The organism is Nocardiopsis sp. LDBS1602 (assembly GCF_035818715.1).
Taxonomy (GTDB): domain Bacteria; phylum Actinomycetota; class Actinomycetes; order Streptosporangiales; family Streptosporangiaceae; genus Nocardiopsis; species Nocardiopsis alba.
Window position 1 is genome coordinate 1,480,594 of sequence record NZ_JAYLVW010000001.1, and the last position, 19,594, is coordinate 1,500,187.

A 19,594-nucleotide genomic window follows, 5' to 3' on the forward strand; every position below is an offset into this window, starting at 1 on the left:
CCCCGGGGGCGTGCCACGGTGTCCTTCGCGTGGCCCGGCCGGTGATCGCCGGTGGGCCTCCGGACACGGCCGCCATTGTCCACCTTTTCGGCGGGTTCACGCTCACGACCTGGCGCCGGGGAAGTCGCGCCAGCTCGTGCGGCCGTCTCCGGAGACCGCTACCGGTCCCGGCACCGCATGGTCCGCGTGTCGTGGGAGCGAACGGCCGGGGCCGCCTCGCTCACGACATCCCGGGCAGCACCTCCTCTGAGAGTCGGGCGAACACCTGCTCCTGTTCGGCCTCGTACTCCGCCCACGCGTGGGCGTCCCAGATCTCCAGGCGCGTGTCGGCCCCGATGACGACGCACTCGCGTTCCAGACCCGCGTAGTCGCGCAGTTTCGGGGGGATGGTGACCCGGCCCTGCTTGTCGCAGGCCTGGTCCGACGCGCCGGAGAAGAGCATTCGACCGTAGTCGCGAACCGCCTTGGCGGTGACCGGCGCCGAACGCAGGGATCGGGTGAGATGGACGAAGCCGTCCGTGGGAAAGACGTAGAGGCAGCGCTCCTGGCCCTTCGTGATCACCACACCCCCCGACAGTTCGTCGCGGTACTTCGCGGGAAGGAACAATCGTCCCTTCTGGTCGAGGCGAGGTGTGTGGGTGCCGAGGAACACGCTCTCACCCCCTCACCCCCCATGTGGAGAATTCACCCTCTCCACGCCGCTCCACCTTACTCCACTCCTCCCCACCGTCAACAGCTCCAATCGGTGTCGATCCCCCGAATGATCGACAAATACGCAGGTGGAAGCGGCGCGTTCCGGGCAGGGCGGCCGTGCCCCCTCGCGCGCGTCGGAGGCACCGCCGCGGGGCCGCCCCACCCGGGGTTCCGGGCCCCTCTCTCCCCCGGCGCCTCCGCCCCGCCCGTCCCTCTTGGGAGCCCTTCGACCGTTTTTCCGCGTCCATCCCGCTTTTTCACACCACCCCCGCGCCGATGATCGGGATAATGATTCGGGACCAATGGCCACTTCCGTTCTCCGGCTCCGCACGAGACCACCGATTCCGGCACTTTGGTTTGCAATCGGTCCGATTGGGCCTAGCCTCGGATCGATACACCTGGACATAGGGAGCGGGAGGGGTCTGGTGTCACTCGACACACGGCACGACGAGCACGAGGGCGGACTCCGGGAGGACCTGGGAGCCGTCTCCGCCGTCGCCGACCGCATCCGTGAGGCCATCGAGACGGTCATCGAGGGCAAACCCGACGTGCTCCGGGTCCTGTTGACCGTCCTGCTCGCCGAAGGGCATCTCCTCATCGAGGACGTGCCGGGTGTGGGCAAGACCATGCTGGCCAAGGCCCTGGGCCGGGCCGTGGACTGCTCGGTCCAACGCGTCCAGTTCACCCCGGACCTGCTGCCCGGCGACATCACCGGGGTCAGCGTCTACCACCAGGATCGCAACGAGTTCGAGTTCGCCCCGGGCCCGGTGTTCGCCAACATCGTGCTCGGCGACGAGATCAACCGCGCCTCGCCCAAGACCCAGTCCGCCCTTCTGGAGTGCATGGCCGAACGCCAGGTCAGCGTGGACGGCAGGACCCACGAGCTGGAACGCCCGTTCATGGTCGTGGCCACCCAGAACCCCTCCGACATGGAGGGCACCTACTCCCTCCCCGAGGCGCAACGGGACCGTTTCATGGCCAGGATCTCGGTCGGCTATCCCTCCCCCCAGGCCGAACTCGACATGATCGACAGCCATGGATCCCGGTCCCCCCTGGAGAACCTCTCCCCCGTCACCGACGCCGCCCGGATCCGGGATCTGGTCGAACGGGTGCGCCACGTCCACGTGGCCCCGGGCATGCGCCGCTACGTCGTCGACCTGGTCAACGCCACCCGGACCTCGCCCGAACTGAGGCTGGGCGCCTCGCCCCGCGCCACCCTGCATCTGGTGCGGGCCGCCCGTGCCCACGCCGCGCTGAACGGTCGCCACTACGTCGTCCCCGACGACGTGCAGACCCTCGCCGTGCCGGTCCTCGCCCACCGGTTGCTCCCCGGCCCCGAGGCCCGGATGGAGCGTCTCACCGCCGAGCAGATCGTGGCCGAGATCGTCTCCCGTCTGGCCGTCCCCGGCCCCCGCTGACCGCCCCCTCGCCTCCGTCCTCCCGCCCTCCCGAACCCCGATCGACCTTCCGAGAGACCGCTCATGCGTCCGCACCGCACCCTCACCGCCCGCGGCGGCCTGATGGCGACCTTCGGGACGATCGCCCTCGTCGTCGGCCTGGTCGTCGGTCAACGCGAGATCGTCGGCGTCGGTCTCCTGCTGCTCCTGCTCCCGCCGATCGGCGCCCTGACCCTCATCGGGGCCCTGGGGCGTGTCACGCACAGCCGGGACCTGCGGCCCCGCCGGGTCGCGGCGGGCTCCGACTCCCGTGTCCTGATCCGGATCGGGAACTCCTCCCTCGCCTGGCCCGTGGGCCGGATACGGATCGAGGACACCGTCCCCGCCCTCCTGGGCCACGAGCCCCGCTACACGCTGGGGCACCTGGGCCCGCGCGCCGTCCGGGACATCACCTACCTCGTGCGCCCGGCCGTACGGGGCCGTTATCCCGTCGGGCCGCTGCGGATCACCGTGCTCGACCCCCTGGGCTGTGTGCGGGCGACCCGCGACCTGGGCGCCCCCTCCTCACTGCTCGTCACCCCGCGCTTCGTCCCTCTGGGCTCTCCCGGAACCTCCGACGGCTCCCACGGCGAGGACGCCCCACGACGTTCGGTGACCGGGGTCGGCGAACAGGATCCGATCCCCCGCGCCTACCGGCACGGTGACGAGCTGCGCCGCGTGCACTGGCGCTCCACCGCCAAACACGGCGAGTTGATGGTGCGCCGCGAGGAGCAGCACCACCGAGAACACGACGTCCTCGTACTGGACACCCGTGACCACGCCCACCTGGGCGAGGACGAGGACGATTCCCTGGAGACCGCCGTGAGCGCGGCCGCCTCGATCGTCCTGCACCTGATGGAGCGTGGGCACCGACTGCGTCTGCACACCGAACGGGGACGGCTGGGCACCGAGAACCCCTCCGAGGTGCTGGAGGAGCTGGCCGTGGTCGAGGCCTCCGAGGCCACCTCCCTGGCCGAGGCCGTCGTGGGACCGGGCGGGGCCCACGGTCCCTCGATCGGACTGTTCGTGGCGGTCCTGGGCGCCCTGAGCGCCGAGGACGTCTCCTCCCTGATCACCGTGGACGACTCGGCGACCCGTGTGGCGGTGCTGTGCTCCGGAGCCGACTGGCCCGACCCCGAGGCCCCGACCCGGGTCGCGGGCCTGCTCTCCGAACACGGATGGCGGGTGCTGTCCATCGACCACCCGACCGAACTCCCCGCGCTGTGGCACCGGGCACTGTCCACCGAGGACGGATGGGCCCCGACCACCACCGCCTCCCGAACCCTCTGGGAAGGTCCGCGTTGAGAGCGTTGATGTCCCTGGCCGTCCTGGTCACGATGCTGGCGTCGCTGCCGTTGTTCGGCGGTCTGATCAACGGCGGTACGTGGTGGATCCAGGCCGCCGTGTTCATGGCCGTCGTCGCGCTCGTCTCCGCCGTCTACCGGTGGTACGTGAACGACTCGGTGGCCGTGCCCTTCCTCCAACTGTTCGCCGTGGTCCTGCTGTACACGCCGATGTACGCCCCGGGGACCGCCGCCCTGGGTGTCCTGCCCACGCTGGAGACCCTGAGGCGGACCGTCGACCTGATCGAACAGGGCATGGGCACCATCGCCTCCGGTTCACCGCCCGTGTCCCCCACCGAGGGGCTGACCCTGATCGTCGCCCTGCTGTTCGTGGTGTTCGCCATGACGGCGGACTTCCTGGCGGTGACGGCGCGCTGCCCCGGCATGGTGGGCGGTCTCCTGCTGACCCTGCTGTCGGTGCCCCTGTTCGTGGACGACGCCGGCCTTCCCTGGGTCCCGACCGCTATCTGCGCCGTCGGTTTCCTGGCCCTGCTGGCCCTGGACACATGGGTCCGCAATCGGGAGTGGGGCGCCCTGATCCCCTCGGCCGGCGGCCCCGTCTCCCGGGTGAGCGGGGTCGTCGGCGGTACGGGCGTCGTGGCCGCCGTCGTGGTCCTGGCCCTGGTGCCCGCGCTGCTGCTCCCGCTGACGATGTCCTCGCTGCGCACCGACGCGTTCCATGCCCTCGTCGGCGACCGACGGCTCGGCGGCGCGAGCGACACCGTGACCACCACGCATCCGTTGGTGTCCCTGCGCCGCGATCTGGCCGCCACCTCCGACCGGACCGTGCTGACCTACCGCACGGACGACGAGGACCCCGAGTACCTGCGCACCTTCGTCCTGGACGGGTTCGACGGCGAGAACTGGACGATGACCCCGGTACGCACCGGGCGCGACAACGCCCTCGACGACCCGCTGCCGCGGCCCCCGGGCCGGGAGTGGGGACCGAACGAGGAGGTCGTGACCACACGGATCACACCGGCCTCGGGGACCCCGTCCATGGACTTCCTGCCTCTGCCCTACCCCTCCGTGTCGGTGGAGGTCGACGGCGATTGGTACGTGGATCCGACCACCCTGATGGTCTTCACCACCGACACCCCGCTGGAAGGGGAGGAGTTCGTGGTGCTCTCGGCCCGTAACCGGCCGGGGGCCGAGGCCCTCTCCTCCGCGGGGCCTCCCGGCACGTCGTTGGACGACCATCTCGCCCTGCCCGGCGGGTTGGACGGCCGGGTGGGGGAACTGACCGCCTCCCTCGTCGAAGGCGCCGGGTCCGACTACGAGAAGGCCCTCACCCTCCAGGACTTCTTCACCGACGGCTCCTTCACCTACGATCTGGCCCCTCCCCCGGTGCCCACCGGCTCCGATCCCCTCGCCCACTTCCTCTTCGACGACCGGACCGGCTACTGCGAGCAGTACGCCGGGGCGATGGCGGTCATGGCCCGCCAGGCGGGGATCCCCTCCCGTGTCGCCGTGGGGTACACGGCCGGCAGCCCCGACGGCGGCGATCGTTGGACCGTGTCCGCACGCGACGCGCACGCCTGGCCCGAGCTGTACTTCGAGGGTTCGGGCTGGGTGCGCTTCGAACCCACTCCGGCCGCTCCCGAAGACGGCCAGGGCACCGCTTCCCGACCGGACTACTCCTCGGAAGGGGACTCGGCCGACGAGGAGGCCTCCCCCTCCCCTTCGTCCGACCCCGAGGAGAGCGTCTCCCCGGAGGCGACCCCGTCCTCCCCCGAGACGGACGGCGCGACCGCCGGCGGTTCAGACGGCACGGAACGGGACGACGCCTCCGGCACGTCGGGGTTCACGCCACCGGCCTGGCTGCCCGCGGTCGGTGTCGCTCTGGCCGCCCTGGTCCTGCTCTGCGCCCCGCTGCTGTCACGAGCGCTGATCCGCCGTTCCCGGCGGGCCTCGGTCGGTTCCGGAGGGGTCTCCTCCGCGCACTCGGCCTGGCGCGAGGTGCGCGACACCTGCCTGGATCTGGGGATCGCCTGGAACCTGGAGGAGAGCCCGCGCGCGACCGCACGACGGTTGGGGGCCCCGCTTCCGGAACCCTCCGAGCCCGCCCGTGCCGCGCTGTGGCGGCTGGCCCTGGCCGAGGAGACCGCCCGTTACGCGCCCGAACCGCACACCGTACAGAGCTCGGGCGTCGACCTGGACACGGTCGTCACGGCGTTGACCGCCACCGTTCCACCCGGCCGACGGTGGCGCGCCCTCCTGATCCCGCTCTCGCTCCTGCCTCGGCGGCGGTCGGGGCCGGGGGACGAGCCGGCCCCCGCGCCTCTCTGAGCCGGGTCGCCCGCCGGCTCCACCGAGCGGACACGGCGGGCCCCGGCCCGCGAGGTCATCGGCCCCTCACGAAGAGAAAGACGGTGGGGCCCGTAGGCGACCACCTATGGTCGTCCACGGACCCCACCGTCAGGCATGTCCCGGTGCAGGAAGCGTTTCACCGGAGAGGCGGGGCGTACCCCGCCCGCCCGGTCAACGTCCGTCGCCCTCCTGACGACGACGCCAACGCTCCTCGAAACGGTTCATCATCCCGGAGCGTTTGTCGCCCCTGCGCCTCTTGGGCGCGGCCTCCTCGGTGGCCATCTCGGCTCCGCCACCCGACGACTTGCGCCAGGCGTTGGCCCCCATCAGGAAGGAGGCCAGCATGATGACGAAACCGAGGACGCTGATCGTCACCGGCAGCACCATGGACGTGTCCGGGTTGCTCAGCAGCAGACCCAGGAGCAGCAGCACGATACCGACGACGAAACCGATTCCGGCCCTGATGATCCAGCGCTTGTAATGCACCGAGGGGTTCGTCTGCCGAACGGTGTTGGCGAACTTCGGGTCCTCGGCATACAGCGCCTGCTCGATCTGGTCGAGCATGCGCTGCTCGTGTTCAGAGAGCGGCACGGCGCCTCCCTACGGCAGTCCCCGGTTGGGGTGACGGGTACTGGTGAACGGTCTCTTGATCAGTGGTATGCCCAGAATACGGTGCGCTAGCGCCTGGTGGAAAGAAAAGCTGCGTCTGTATCGGGCCCACCACGGCCACGATACCCCCGCCCTGTAGAGGAAACACCGGCTTCCATGCCTCTCTTCTTACCTGCTTCCGGTTCTCCCCTGAGAACGCTCGGGGGTCACCGAAAGTTGCCGCATCATACGTCGTTTTCATCACTCTTGGCCAATATGGCCGACTGTATCGCGCCTGGCCCGAAACGAGCCGTTACGCGGTCCATAACCCGTTCAACGTCCCGCCAACCCGTGTCCTCCTCCCCCAGGGTCATCTGACGGGGGGTCAGCTCCGCCGGAGAGACCCCCTCCACACGTACGCCCACCAGGCGCAGCGGCGTGCCCCTGAGCCCCGAGGACGCATGGAGCTCACGGGCCACGAGACTGATCTCGTGAGCCACGTCCGTGCTCTCCGTGAGGGTTCTGGACCTGGTGATCGTGGAGAAGTCGGCCCTCCGCAGCTTCACGCTCACCGTGCGTCCCACCTGCCCCGTGGCACGCAATCTGTGCGCCACCTTCCCGGACAGGCGCAGCAACTCACGATCGACCAGATCCGGGTCGTCCACGTCCACGGAGAAGGTCTCCTCGGCCCCGACGCTCTTGTCCGGAGCGTCGGTGACCACCGGGCTGGGATCGTGTCCCCGTGAGAGCTCGGCCAGCCGCACACCGGCCTTCTCCCCCAACTCCATGCGCAGCAACTCGACGTCGGCCCGGGCCAGGGCACCGACCGTGCGCAGCCCCAGGCGCGCCAGACGTTCCTCGGTCCGATCCCCCACCCCGGGCAGGGCGCCGACCGGCAACGGATCCAGGAACCTCTGGACCGTCGCCGTGGGGACCACCAGGAGACCGTCGGGCTTGCAATGGGTGGAACCGAGTTTGGCCACCAGACGTGTGGCGGCCACGCCCACCGAACAGGTGAGCCCCTGCTCGGCGCGGACCCGCTCACGAATGGTCGCGGCGATGCGCGCCGGACCGCCGGCCACACGTCGGGCACCGGATACGTCGAGGAAGGCCTCGTCCAGAGACAGAGGTTGAACCAGCGGTGTGAACGATCGCAGAATGTCCATGACCGCCTCGGAGACACGGCGGTAGCGCGCCCCGTCGGGCGGATAGACCAGGGCGTCCGGGCACAGACGCAGGGCCCGGCTCATCGGCATGGCCGAATGCACCCCGTGGCGGCGGGCCGCGTAGTCGGCGGAGGAGACCACGCCGCGCGGCCCCGTACCGCCCACGATCACCGGACGATCGCGGGCCTCGGGCCTGCGCAACCGTTCGACGCCGGCGAAGAACGCGTCCATGTCCAGGTGCAGGACGTCGCAGTCGAAGTCCGGACCGGAGCCGTCCACGGGAAAACCCGCGCCCAGCGGGACGATGCCGTCAGAGGTGACCACACCCCGCAGAGCGGCCCCGCGTTCCAGCTGACGTCGGCTCATGTCGCCAGATTACGTCCTGCCCCGTGCCGTCCGCCCCCGCCCCCTGCCCCGGTCAGCCGCGGTGGGCGATGACGTGCAGCTGGGTGGCGATGCCGATGAGCTCGGGATGCCCGGCCGCGGCCTTCTCCAGCTCCAGCAGGTGCTGCCCGGCCTGGGCGTCGCCCTCCCAGGCGTGCCCGGGGATGACGTCGGTGAAGACCCGCACCCCGCGGACGCTCTCCCCGGTCAGGCCGGCCGCGCCGACCAGTTCCAGAAGGCCCTGCCGGGTGAACCGGCGCGGCATGGGGTCGGCCTCGCCCCAACGACCGTCGGGATCGGACAGCAGACGGTGGGCGTCGGCGACGTGCCCGGCCAGGGCGCGGTGCAGGGCCCCGGCGACCGCGTTGGTCGCCAGCAGGCTGACCGCGCCCCCGGGCCGGGTGACGCCGACGACGTCGGCCAGCGCCGCCGCCGGGTCCTCGACGTACTCCAGGACGTTGTGCACCAACACCAGGTCGGCGCCCTCGGCCGGAACCAGGGAGGGCAGATCGCGGGTATCGCCCTGGACCCCGCGCACCGTCACACCGCTCTCGGCGGCGCGACGTTCCAGGGCCGCCAGCGAGTCCGGGTTGGGTTCGACGACGGTCACCCGGTGGCCGAGCTCGGCGAGCGGGACGGCGGCGCCGCCGGTGCCCCCGCCCGCGTCGACGATCTCCAGGGGAGCGCCCTCGGACAGGTCGGGCAGCAGACGGGCCAGGGCGTCCCACACCACCGCGGTTCTGGCGGCACCGGCCGCACGCGCCGGGCCGGTCGTACCGCTCACGCCGAGACCACCGATGGCGGTCGCGGGCGTGCCGCTCCTGTCAGTCACCTGGTTCCCTCAATCAGCTAGTAACCCCGACACCCGACCCCGGAGGGCGGGCTCAGAGCGAGAGCGTCGACTTGTTCTCCAACAGCCTGGACAGGAGTCCGCTGATGAAGTTGGGCGACTCGTCGGTGGACAGCTCCTTGGCCACCCCGACGGCCTCGGCGATCGCCACCCCGTCGGGGATGTCCTCGGCCCACAGCAACTCGTAGGCGCCCATCCGGAGGATGTTGCGGTCCACGACCGGCATGCGCTCCAGGGTCCAACCGATGGCGTACTCGTCGAGGAGCTCGTCGATCCGCCCCCGCCGCTCGTCGACGGAGCGGGCGAGCCGCTCGGTGAACTCGTTGATCGGCGGTTCGGGCTGGGCCCTGCGGCGCTTGATGACCTCTTCGATCGTGATGCCGCGGACCTCGGCCTCGTAGAGGACCTCGACCGCGCGCCGCCGGGCCTTGCGTCGTGCACCGCTCATCAGTTGACACGCCCGAGGTAGTCACCGGTGCGGGTGTCGACCTTGACGCGCTCACCCTGGTTGATGAACAGGGGCACCTGGATGGTGGCGCCGGTCTCGACGGTGGCGGGCTTGGTGCCGCCGGTGGAGCGGTCGCCCTGGACGCCCGGGTCGGTCTGGGAGATCTCCAGCTCGACGGCGGCGGGCATCTCGATGTAGAGCGGGTTGCCCTCGTTGGTGGCCACCACGACCTTGGTGTTCTCCAGCAGGTAGCCCTTGGCGTCACCGACGACGGCCTCGGAGACCTGGAGCTGCTCGTAGGACTTGGTGTCCATGAAGACGAAGGCCTCGCCGTCGTAGTACAGGTACTCCATGTCGCGGCGGTCGACGTTGGCGAACTCGACCTTGGCGCCGGCGTTGAAGGTCTTGTCGACGATCTTGCCCGTGAGGACGTTCTTCAGCTTGGTACGGACGAACGCGCCGCCCTTGCCCGGCTTGACGTGCTGGAACTCCAGGACGTTCCAGAGAACGCCCCCGTCGAGTCGCAGGGTCGTGCCGTTCTTGATGTCGTTCGTCGTGGCCACTTCGGTCGTCTCTCCCAGGGGTTTGACACGTCGGCGACCGGACGGGGTGGTCCGGTCGGTGTTCGGTGGGGCGAAGCACGGTCCGGACCCCCGGGCGACTGACACGGCCCGGGGCGCGGACACTCCCCGCCTCTACGCAGTCTAGTGGCTTCGTGGGCCCCGGAAGCCGTCCGAGACGGCCCGATAGGCCTCGTCCAGCAGCTCAGGGGCGGGTCCCGCCAGGATGGCGGGGCGGGCCGGGCCGTCCAGGACCACGAAACGCAGCGTGTTGCCACGGGCCTTCTTGTCGACGCTCATGGTGGAGCGCAGGTCGTCCCAGGAGTCGGCGGTGTAGGAGACGGGCAGCCCCACCGAGGCGAGCACGTCACGGTGGCGTCGGACCAGGTCGGCGTCGATACGCCCGTCGGCGTGGGCGAGTTCGGCGGCGAAGACCATGCCCACCGAGACCGCGTATCCGTGCCGGAAGGTGTAGTTCTCGGCCTTCTCGATGGCGTGCCCGAGGGTGTGCCCGTAGTTGAGGATCTCCCGGCGGCCGCTCTCGCGCAGGTCGCCGGAGACCACGTCGGCCTTGAAGCGGATGCCGCGTTCGATGAGTTCGCGGGTGTGCCGCCCCTCGGGGGTGGTGGCGCCCTCGGGATCGTCCTCGATCAGTTCGCAGATGACCGGGTCGTCGACGAACCCGGCCTTGATGATCTCCGCGAGACCGCCGATGTAGTCGGCCTTGGGCACCGTGGCCAGGGTGGACAGGTCGCACAGGACCCCGGCCGGGGGGTGGAAGGCCCCCACCAGGTTCTTGCCCTCGGGGGTGTTGATACCGGTCTTGCCGCCCACGGCGGCGTCGACCATGCCCAGCAACGTGGTGGGCACCAGCACCGAACGCACCCCGCGCAGCCAGGTCGCGGCGACGAAGCCGGCCAGGTCGGTGGCGGCCCCGCCGCCCACGCCCACGACGGCGTCGCTGCGGGTGAAGTTGAACGAGCCCAGACGCGACCACAGATCGGCGGCGACGGCGACGGTCTTGGCGGCCTCTCCGTCGGGCACCGGCATCGGGCGCACCGTGTACCCGCCGGCCGTCAGAGCCTCGGAGACCCGGGCCGCGATGTCCTCCAGCCCTTCCGGGTGGATGACCGCGACCTGGGCGGCGCCCTCGACCAGGGCGGGCAGCTCACCGAGGAGGTCCTCACCGACCAGCACGTCGTAGCGTCCGGCGGAGTCGCCCACTCCGATACGGGTCACGGTCACTTCTCGGCCTTTCCGGTGGGGAGGGATTCGACGATCGAGTCCACGATCTCCTCGGGGTGGTACTCCGTCGTGGGGACGGTCACCGAGGCCAGGGCCTCGTAGATCGGAAGCCGCTCGTTGAGGAGTTTGCGCAGTCGGGTGCGCGGGTTCCCGGCGAGCAGCGGGCGGGCCACGTCCATGCCGACGCGCTTGGCGGCCTCGCCGAACTCGACCTGGAGGTAGACGACGTGGTGGTCGGCGAGGTCCTTACGGGTGTCCTCGTCGAGGATCGCGCCGCCTCCGACGGCGATGACCCCTTCCCAGGAGCGCAGACCCTCCGCGACGACCTCGCGCTCCAATGCCCGGAAGCCCTCCTCGCCGTCCTCGACGAAGATGTCGCCGATGGGCTTGCCCGCGCGCCTCTCGATCTCGGTGTCGGTGCACAGCAGGTCCGCCCCGAGCCGGCGGGCCAGTGCCTCTCCGACGGTGGATTTGCCCGAACCGGGCGAACCGATGAGCACCGCGATCGCTCTTGCCACGCTCTGCCTACCTATCGGGGTCCGTCCCCGCGCGCGGGGACCGTTCCGGTCGTCTGTCGATGCGGGGTCCGGCGGCGATGGGCCCATGGCCTCGGGGAGGGCCGCCGGTCGCGCCCCTCCCTCTGTCTAGCAGACGGAGCGTCCCCACGCGCGCGAAGGGAAAAGGGGACGGCCCGCCCCCGACGAGGGCGGGCCGTCGACTCTCTAGCGGATCGTCAGCGAGTCCAGGTAGCCCTGGAGGTTGCGGGCGGTCTCGGCGACCGAGTCGCCTCCGAACTTCTCGACCGCGGCCTCGGCGATGACCAGTGCCACCATCGCCTCGGCGACCACGCCCGCGGCGGGCACAGCGGTGACGTCGCTGCGCTGGTGGTGGGCCTGGGCCGGCTCGCCGGTCCCGGTGTCGATGGTGTCCAGGGCGCGCGGCACCGTGGCGATCGGCTTCATCGCCGCGCGCACGCGCAGCGGGTCACCGGTGCTCATACCGCCCTCGACGCCCCCCGCGCGGTTGGTGCGCCGACGCACGCCGTCGGGCCCGGGCTCGATCTCGTCGTGGGCCTGGGAACCCCGACGGGCCGCGGTGCGGAAGCCGTCGCCGACCTCGACGCCCTTGATCGCCTGGATGCCCATGAGGGCGCCGGCCAGACGCGCGTCCAGACGACGGTCCCAGTGCACGTGGCTGCCGAGACCGGGAGGCAGGTTGTAGGCGAGTACCTCGACGACGCCGCCCAGGGTGTCCCCGGACTTCTTGGTGTCGTCGACCTCCTCGACCATGCGGGCGCTGGTCGCGGGGTCGAAGCAGCGCAGCGGGTCGGCGTCGACCGCGGCCAGGTCCTCGGGGCGCGGCTCGGGGGCGTCCTCGGGCACCGAGACCGGGCCCATGGACACGACGTGGCTGATGATCTCGATCCCCAGCGCCTGACGGCAGAAGCTCCGGGCGACCTCTCCGATGGCCACGCGCGCCGCGGTCTCCCGGGCGCTGGCCCGTTCGAGGATGGGGCGGGACTCGGTGTGCCCGTACTTCTGCATGCCCACGAGGTCGGCGTGGCCGGGTCGCGGACGGGTGAGCGGCGCGTTGCGCGCCACGCCCTCCAGTTCCTCGGCGGGGACCGGGTCGGGCGACATCACCTTCTCCCACTTGGGCCACTCGGTGTTCCCGACCTCGATCGCGACCGGTCCCCCCTGGGTACGGCCGTGTCGAATGCCTCCGATGACGGAGACCTGATCTTTCTCGAACTTCATCCGGGCGCCTCGACCGTACCCGGCGCGGCGGCGGAGCAGAGCGGCGGCGATGTCGTCAGAGGTGACGGACACACCGGCCGGAAGGCCCTCCAGAATCGCGACGAGTGCCGGTCCGTGGGACTCCCCCGCGGTCAGCCAACGCAACATGTGCACGATCCTCCCACGGATCGGGGGGCGGAGTGGAACCCGACCCCGGGTCAGGGCACCAGGGGCGCCCCCGTGAACACCGTGGCGAGGGTCGCGGCGATCATGAACGGGCCGAGCGGAAGGGGTTCGGATCGGGTGACCCTGCGCAGCAGCAGGAGCGCCAGACCGACCAGGGAGAAGGAGGCGAAGGCCCAGAGGACGCCGACCATCGCGCCGAGCGGGCCGGCGGCCCAACCCGCGTAGAGGCCGGTCAGGCCGGAGAGTTTGACGTCGCCGAAGCCGAGACCGCGGGGGTGGATCCGCCACAGGAACCAGTACAGGACGGCGACCAGGACGAGGCCGATGAGCGCGTGCGCGCCGCGTTCGAGGTCCGGACCCGCGGGCGGCAGGAGGACGGCGGCGGCCAGCAGCGCCCCCGCGACGGGGTAGGCGGGACCCACGAGGGCGTCGGGCAGACGCATCACCCGCAGGTCGATGGCGCAGAGCGCGACGCCCAGGGCGATCAGCCAGAGGACGGCCGCCGCCCCGAACGGGGACCAGCCCGCCGGTTGGTGCGCCAGAAGTGGAACGGTCAGGGCGAAGAGCGCTCCCGTGACCACGACCGTCGGAAGGTGGGACGTGATCGGCCGCCCGCATCCCGGGCACCCTCCATCGCCGAGGATCCCGCGCTCCACCGGTACGGGCAGACCCCGGACGAAACGGAGCGCCGTACGACAGTGCGGGCAGCGCGGCGGCGCCGGTCCGGGATCCTCCCGAGGCCCCTCCACCGGCGGTCTCGATCCTCGTTCGGGCGCGCCTTCCGGGTGCCCGGGCCCGGGTGTGGCACCGTCCTGACCCGGGGGGTTCTCGGGGCCGGCGTGCTCCGCCGGACGAGAGGACACGGCCACGTCCGCGTCGGCCGGGCCGAACAGGTGGACCAGGCGTCCGGTGCCGCGGCCGACGATCAGGCCGAGCGCGCCGAGGGCCGCGGCGGCCACGACCGACCAGAGCACCGGGGAGGCCATGAGGGCCGAGGGGGTGGACATGTTCGGAAACTACCGGCCCGGAAGGCTCGGCGACAGTGGCTCGCGCGACCTGTGGACAGAGCGGGGAGGGGCCGGCGGCCGCCTCCGGTCACTCTTCGTCGCGTTGGGCGCGCACCACGGCGCTCAGTTCGATCCCGCCGGGAAGGACGTGCCGGAGTTCGTCGGCCAGACGCTCGGCGACACGGCGCAGCGACTCGTCGTCGCGCTCCTCCAGCTCCAGCCGGATACCGATGTCACAGCGTTCGGAGGCGTGGATGCGCACGCGTTCGATACCGAACTCGGCGTGGGTCACCCGGTAGACCAGGGACAGGACCTGGGGGTCGTCCTTGGGTTCGGGGACGGTGCCGTGCTCGGCGAGCATGGTGAGGAAACGGCCCTGGACCGTGTACGGGACGGGGCCGGAGACGTCGAGGACCAGCGCGTCGGCGTTCTCCTCCAGGGTGGCCTGGCAGGCGTCCTTGGTGGTGAAGGGCACGGGGCGGGCGTCGGGTCTCCAACGTCGGACCGCGTCCACGGAGGTGAAGGCGAGCACGCCCCGGCGACCGTCCTTGCCGGTCATGATGGGGATCGCGACCTCGCTGTTCTTGTCCTTGGTGAGGCCGCCCACCCCCTCCTCGGTCTCGGTGGCCACGGCCACGACGGGGATGAGCACGCGGGAGTCGCTGAGCGCGGACAGGACCTGACGGTCGCCGACCTCGCCGGCGGCGTGGTCGCGCAGCCGGCTCTCGACTACCGGGTCGGCGCTGCCGTCGTCGTCTCGGAAGTTCTGGGCGCCGATGATGGATGGTCTGCTCACGGGGTCCGACTCTACCCGGGATGCGCCTATACGACGGGTACGCCTCTTCGACAGGACCATGTGACCTCTCCCCCTCCCGGGCCGCGGACGGCCGTTCCTCGGGGGCGATCGGCCGTGTGCCGTGTGCCCCCGCCACAGCTTCACAGGCGGGCGCGGCGCGGGGTCTCGTTTCCTCACGAAAGACGTGAAACGGTCGCGAAAGGACCCCGACGCCTCGGTTTCGACGGGCGGCGGAGACGTCTAGGGGCGTTCGGGTGCGCCACCGAGCGCGGCGACGATCTCCCGCAGCTGGCCGACCTGTTCCCGGCTGAGCCGGTCGAAGACCAGCGAGCGGACCCGCGCGGCGTGCCCCGGGGCGGCCCGACGCAGGAGTCGGTCGCCCTGGTCGGTGAGGACCGCCCACAGGCCGCGCCGGTCGTCCGCGCAGCTCTCCCGGCGCACGTGGCCGTTGCGCTCCAGTCTGGCGATCTGGTGGGAGAGCCGACTCTTGGAGACGATGACGCTGTCGGCGAGGGAGCGCATGCGCATACGCCGATCGGGCGCCTCCGACAGATGGGCGAGGATGCCGTACTCGATGAGGGAGAGTCCGTCGCGGTCGCGGAGATCGTGTTCGAGCTCGTCGTAGATCCAGGAGTTCATCCGCAGGAATCCGCGCCAGACGCCCTGTTCGTCGGCGTCGAGCCAGGCCTTGTCCATGGGTGGATTCTAGCGGGAGGACCTTGCCGGACGCGGACCGAACACCTAAACTACTTCCCAGGAAGATATTTCTAAGGTAGCTTGTTCTTAGCAAGACAGCCGGCCCGGAGGCGGGCCGCGACACGATTCAGGGAGAGACACCATGGCCGCTCAGGAACTCAAGCCCGGCACCTGGAAGATCGACACCGCCCACAGCGTCGTCGGCTTCTCCGTCCGCCACATGATGGTGAGCAAGGTCCGCGGCCGCTTCGAGAGGTTCGACGCCACGCTGACCGTGCCCGAGGACCCCACCAAGTCCTCCGTCGAGGCCACCATCGACGCGAGCTCCATCAACACCGACAACGGCGACCGCGACAACCACATCCGGTCCGCCGACTTCTTCGAGGCCGACCAGCACCCGGAGTTCCACTTCCGCTCCACCGGTCTGGAGGCCAAGGGCGAGGAGTTCGTCCTCAAGGGTGAGCTGACCATCAAGCAGAACACCCACCCGATCGAGCTCACCCTGGAGTTCAACGGCTCCACCCTCGACCCCTACGGCCTGGACCGCGCGGGCTTCTCCGCCTCCACCACCATCAGCCGCAAGAAGTTCGGCGTGGACATCGAGATGCCGATGGACGGCGGCGGCGTGGTCGTCGGCGACAAGATCGCCATCGAGATCGACGCCGAGTTCACCCGCCAGGCCTGAGACCGGCCGGGAGGGCGTCCCGGTCCGGCTCCACCCGCCGAACGACCGGGACCCCGGGCCCCTTTCGAGGGCCCGAGAGACGATGTCCGGGCGCGGCCGCCGGGGGACGGCCGCCGCCCCGGGCCCGAAGGCACGTCACCGACGGGCCGTGAGGCCTCGGATATCGTCGAGAGGGGAGGGTCGTGACGACCCTCCCCTCCTTCATGCCGTCCACCCACCCTTCCCAGGAGCACCGCCATGACCTCCACCCCCTTCTCCCCCGAGGTCGTCTCCGCCGTCACCGCGCACATGAACGGCGACCACCCCGAGGACACCCTGATCATCTGCCGCGCCCTGGGAGGCGTACCGGAGGCCACCTCCGCCCGCATGGTCGGTCTGGACGGTGAGAGCGGCCACTACGAGGTGACCGTGGACGGCGTGGAGCGTTCCGTCCGCATCCCGTGGTCCGTCCCCCTCACCGAACGGGCCGCCATCCGCGTCGAGGTCGTGCGCATGTACCGACAGGCCTGCGCCGAACTCGGCGTCCCGCCCCGGGAACACTGACCCTTCCCTCCCCTCCGATCGGGAGATCACCGGAACCCGAAGGGCCCCTGGAGCGTCCAACAGGGAGACGAGGGGGAAGGGGCGTCGTCGACCCCACGGATCGGGGGCGCGCACCCGGGGTGCCCGCACCCCTACGTTCGGGTATCGGTACGACCTAGTGTGGAAGGGTCCGCTCTCCTTCCCCCTCGGACATCCGCACACCACCGATCGAAGGACGGCTCCGGCCTCGATGGTCACTCCCGACCCCGGTGACGAGAACGCACCGACCCAACGGATCGACCCCGTCGCTCCCACCACCCGCGTCGGCCCCGGCGCGGGCATCACGCGGCGGGTGACACGCGTGCTCCGACCAGGGGCGCGACGACCATCCACCGACGACACCGAACCGGCGCCGACCCGGATCGTCCCACCGGAGGGCTCCGACCGGACCGACGTCCTGGACCCCGGGGCCACCCGCGTCCAAGAGCCCCTCTCCCCCACCGCCCGGACGCCCGCCGACCGACGCCCCGCCTCGGCGGGCCCCTCCCCCGACGGACGCGTCCCATGGTGGCGGGTTCTCTTCGGCCCCCTCCTCGACTGGATGACCCGGCTGGTCTCCCGCATGGTCATCGGCCCCGCCGGCGACCTCGACTACGCGGTGCCCGCCGAGCTGCGCCGCCGCTACCAGATCCTCGACCGGATCGGCGCGGGCGGCGAGGCCGTCGTGTACCTGGTCGAACCCACCGACTCTCCCGGCCGCAGACTCGCCCTGAAGGTGTACCGGCCCGGACACGACATCAACCGTGAACTCCTGGACCGGCTCCGCGCACGCGGCACCGCCTCCCCCCACACGCCCGCCATCCAGGGCTATGGGACCGCCGCCAGTTCCTGGGGCGAGGACCTGGCATGGGAGGCCCAGGAGTACTTCTCCGAGGGCACCCTGCGCGAGATCATCGACCGGGCGCCCCTGGACGACGAGGGCGCCCGCGCCGTGGTCCGCGCCGTCGCCGACTGTCTGCACCACTGGCAGCACGAACTCCAGCACAACCACACCGACGTCAAACCCGAGAACCTGCTGCTGCGCTCCTCCGAACCGCCGGTCGTGGCCCTCACCGACTTCGGCGGCGCCGTGCGCGCCACCATGAGCCGTGTCTACGGCGGCCAGGCCGTCACCGAGGCCTACGCCGCCCCCGAGGTCATCGAGGGCCGCCGCGAGGCCCCCGCGGCCTGGTGGTCCCTGGGCGTGATGGCGCACGAGCTGGTCACCGGTCGCCGCCCCGAACGCGGCGGCAACTGGTTGACCGCGCGCAACACCGAGGTCGACATCTCGGCGATCACCGACGAACGCTGGCGCCTGCTGGTACGCGGCCTGCTCACCCTCTCCCCCGCCGCCCGCTGGGGCCACGAGGAGGTCGAGGCCTGGTTGGCCGGGGAACGCCCCACCATCCGCACCGCCCGCCGGCTGCGCCCCATCGACTTCGCCGGGGCCCTCCACGAGGACCCGCCGAGCCTGGCCTTCGACCTGCTGGACCGCTCCGACACCGGAGCCATGTGGCTGCGCAGCCACTGGCCCGAACTGCGTACCTGGCTCGATCGCGAGGTCAACGACTACACCTTCGACCGTTCCTACCTCACCGGGTTGGACCAACGCCCCGACCTCGCCCACGTGGCGATCAGCGCCCTGGCCGCCCGCTACGTCCCGGGCATGCCGCCGCGCTTCCGGGGCCACGAGATCGGCTCCGACGGACTCCTGTCCCTGGCCACCGGCGAGTCCAGCCGCCACGCGGTGATCCGCGAGGCGGTCGAGACGGGCGTGGTCGGTCTGGGCTCCCAGCACTGGTGCCCGCACCCCTCGTGCCGCTCCGGGAGCTCCGGCCGATGCGTGCTGCTCGAACGCGTCCAGCACGAGGTCCCGCTCCTGATGGAACGGGTCGAGGAGACCCTGGAGCGCCTGGTCGGGGCCGGCCCCGACGCCCCCAGGCGCCCCGCCGCGCACGAGATCAACACCACCTGGGCACGCGCGGTCGAGCTGGTCCTGGTCCCCGAGACCGCCTCCCGGCACCGCTCGCACCTGCGCCGCCGCTCCTGGCACCCCGGCCAGCGCAGCCCGGCCCCCAACGCCCCCTGGTGGCTGGAGCAACGCCGTGCCGCCCTGCGCGACGGGGACGACCCGCTGTCCTCGCGCGCCGCGACGCTCACCGCCCTGCTCCTTCTTCCCGAGGCCGACCGGATCGGCGCCGACATCGCCGAACGCGAACGCGCCGACGGCCGGGCCCGCCGTCAGGACCGTTGGGCCTCGCTGGCCGGGTCGGCCCGGGAACGGTGGGACAAGGCACGGGAGAAGGCCGCCTCGTCGGGGCAGCGCCGCGCCGAGGCCGCCACCCGCCCGGACCTGAACGCCCTGCCCGACGACCCGACCCGCCCCGGACCGGCCGTGACCGACAAGGACCGGCGCCGGCAGGAGAAGGCCGCGCGCCGGGTGGAGCGGACCATGGGGCAGATCCAGCGGGCCATGCGCGCCGGCCGCTGCCGCCGTTTCGCCTACCCCGCGGCCCTGCTCGGACTCATCGACGGCCTGGGCCGGGCCTTGCGCCCCGAGGAGGGTTTCTTCCCCGAGAGCCCACTGGTCACCGACGCCTACACCGGTCTGTTGGACTTCAGCGCCAACCCGGTGAGCGAGGGCGCCGCCGCCCTGACCGACCTGCTGCCCGGCGGGATCGGCGCGAGCTGGTGGCTCCCCGTCCTGTTGGCGTTGGCCCTGTTGTACCTGGGCCGGACCGCCGCCCGGGACCGGTTCAAGGCGCGACGCCGACTGGCCGCCTTCCGCCTGTCCGTGGCCGGCTCGATCCTGATGCTCGTGGTGCTGTTGTCCACCGGGCTGCTGGCCCTGGGATCGGGGATCCTCATCCCCTTGGACGGTCTTCTGGGTTGATCGGCCCCTTC

18 protein-coding genes are annotated in these 19,594 nt (G+C 71.3%); 6 read left to right on the forward strand and 12 right to left on the reverse strand.

What is annotated here, in order from left to right:
- Nucleotides 1-220: 220 nt before the first annotated feature.
- Entirely contained in the window at nucleotides 221-652 is a 432-nt protein-coding gene (gene mraZ / locus U9J66_RS06760; RefSeq protein ID WP_014911491.1) for a division/cell wall cluster transcriptional repressor MraZ, read from the reverse strand.
- A 466-nt stretch (nucleotides 653-1,118) separates the two neighbouring features.
- Between mraZ and U9J66_RS06765 the strand changes: the two genes are divergently transcribed.
- The 3 genes from U9J66_RS06765 to U9J66_RS06775 all read left to right on the forward strand — a co-directional run bounded on the left by U9J66_RS06765 (nucleotide 1,119) and on the right by U9J66_RS06775 (nucleotide 5,761).
- Nucleotides 1,119-2,111 (forward strand): AAA family ATPase, encoded by a 993-nt coding sequence (locus U9J66_RS06765; RefSeq protein ID WP_017534091.1) that lies wholly within the window; start codon nucleotides 1,119-1,121, stop codon nucleotides 2,109-2,111.
- A gap of 63 nt (nucleotides 2,112-2,174) precedes the next feature.
- Nucleotides 2,175-3,434 carry a DUF58 domain-containing protein gene (locus U9J66_RS06770; RefSeq protein ID WP_326337313.1) on the forward strand — a complete coding sequence of 420 codons (1,260 nt, stop codon included), beginning with the start codon at nucleotides 2,175-2,177 and terminating at the stop codon, nucleotides 3,432-3,434.
- Nucleotides 3,435-3,442: 8 nt separating this feature from the next.
- The gene (locus U9J66_RS06775) at nucleotides 3,443-5,761 is read left to right on the forward strand and encodes a transglutaminaseTgpA domain-containing protein (protein WP_326337412.1); all 2,319 of its coding nucleotides are present in this window, start codon (nucleotides 3,443-3,445) and stop codon (nucleotides 5,759-5,761) included.
- A gap of 192 nt (nucleotides 5,762-5,953) precedes the next feature.
- Here U9J66_RS06775 and U9J66_RS06780 read toward each other — a convergent pair whose 3' ends face one another.
- The 11 genes from U9J66_RS06780 to U9J66_RS06830 all read right to left on the reverse strand — a co-directional run bounded on the left by U9J66_RS06780 (nucleotide 5,954) and on the right by U9J66_RS06830 (nucleotide 15,444).
- Nucleotides 5,954-6,373, reverse strand: coding sequence for a DUF3040 domain-containing protein (locus tag U9J66_RS06780; protein ID WP_014913501.1), 420 nt, complete (start codon nucleotides 6,371-6,373; stop codon nucleotides 5,954-5,956).
- 242 nt (nucleotides 6,374-6,615) lie between these two features.
- Complete coding sequence (dinB, locus tag U9J66_RS06785) at nucleotides 6,616-7,902, reverse strand: DNA polymerase IV (RefSeq protein WP_014908944.1); 1,287 nt, start codon at nucleotides 7,900-7,902, stop codon at nucleotides 6,616-6,618.
- A 52-nt stretch (nucleotides 7,903-7,954) separates the two neighbouring features.
- The gene (locus U9J66_RS06790) at nucleotides 7,955-8,752 is read right to left on the reverse strand and encodes a methyltransferase domain-containing protein (RefSeq protein WP_017534094.1); all 798 of its coding nucleotides are present in this window, start codon (nucleotides 8,750-8,752) and stop codon (nucleotides 7,955-7,957) included.
- Between the two features lie 52 nt (nucleotides 8,753-8,804).
- Entirely contained in the window at nucleotides 8,805-9,218 is a 414-nt protein-coding gene (gene nusB, locus U9J66_RS06795; protein WP_017534095.1) for a transcription antitermination factor NusB, read from the reverse strand.
- Nucleotides 9,218-9,781, reverse strand: coding sequence for an elongation factor P (efp, locus tag U9J66_RS06800; protein WP_161111541.1), 564 nt, complete (start codon nucleotides 9,779-9,781; stop codon nucleotides 9,218-9,220). Before efp ends, nusB begins: the two co-directional genes overlap by 1 nt.
- Nucleotides 9,782-9,922: 141 nt before the next feature.
- On the reverse strand, nucleotides 9,923-11,023 hold the full coding sequence (gene aroB / locus U9J66_RS06805) for a 3-dehydroquinate synthase (RefSeq protein WP_326337314.1): 1,101 nt from the start codon (nucleotides 11,021-11,023) through the stop codon (nucleotides 9,923-9,925).
- The gene (locus U9J66_RS06810) at nucleotides 11,020-11,523 is read right to left on the reverse strand and encodes a shikimate kinase (protein WP_014910834.1); all 504 of its coding nucleotides are present in this window, start codon (nucleotides 11,521-11,523) and stop codon (nucleotides 11,020-11,022) included. Before U9J66_RS06810 ends, aroB begins: the two co-directional genes overlap by 4 nt.
- 222 nt (nucleotides 11,524-11,745) lie before the next feature.
- Nucleotides 11,746-12,927 (reverse strand): chorismate synthase, encoded by a 1,182-nt coding sequence (gene aroC / locus U9J66_RS06815; RefSeq protein ID WP_017534099.1) that lies wholly within the window; start codon nucleotides 12,925-12,927, stop codon nucleotides 11,746-11,748.
- A 50-nt stretch (nucleotides 12,928-12,977) separates the two neighbouring features.
- Nucleotides 12,978-13,952 (reverse strand): prepilin peptidase, encoded by a 975-nt coding sequence (locus tag U9J66_RS06820; protein WP_326337315.1) that lies wholly within the window; start codon nucleotides 13,950-13,952, stop codon nucleotides 12,978-12,980.
- An 88-nt stretch (nucleotides 13,953-14,040) separates the two neighbouring features.
- Nucleotides 14,041-14,748 (reverse strand): SseB family protein, encoded by a 708-nt coding sequence (locus tag U9J66_RS06825; protein ID WP_014912022.1) that lies wholly within the window; start codon nucleotides 14,746-14,748, stop codon nucleotides 14,041-14,043.
- 240 nt (nucleotides 14,749-14,988) lie between these two features.
- Nucleotides 14,989-15,444, reverse strand: coding sequence for a MarR family winged helix-turn-helix transcriptional regulator (locus tag U9J66_RS06830; protein ID WP_014910797.1), 456 nt, complete (start codon nucleotides 15,442-15,444; stop codon nucleotides 14,989-14,991).
- A gap of 142 nt (nucleotides 15,445-15,586) precedes the next feature.
- On the opposite strand from U9J66_RS06830, the gene U9J66_RS06835 reads away from it, so the two are divergent.
- The 3 genes from U9J66_RS06835 to U9J66_RS06845 all read left to right on the forward strand — a co-directional run bounded on the left by U9J66_RS06835 (nucleotide 15,587) and on the right by U9J66_RS06845 (nucleotide 19,583).
- Entirely contained in the window at nucleotides 15,587-16,129 is a 543-nt protein-coding gene (locus tag U9J66_RS06835) for a YceI family protein (protein WP_014911037.1), read from the forward strand.
- A 237-nt stretch (nucleotides 16,130-16,366) separates the two neighbouring features.
- The gene (locus tag U9J66_RS06840; protein WP_014913046.1) at nucleotides 16,367-16,672 is read left to right on the forward strand and encodes a DUF2470 domain-containing protein; all 306 of its coding nucleotides are present in this window, start codon (nucleotides 16,367-16,369) and stop codon (nucleotides 16,670-16,672) included.
- A 229-nt stretch (nucleotides 16,673-16,901) separates the two neighbouring features.
- On the forward strand, nucleotides 16,902-19,583 hold the full coding sequence (locus U9J66_RS06845; RefSeq protein ID WP_326337316.1) for a protein kinase domain-containing protein: 2,682 nt from the start codon (nucleotides 16,902-16,904) through the stop codon (nucleotides 19,581-19,583).
- Nucleotides 19,584-19,594: the final 11 nt, after the last annotated feature.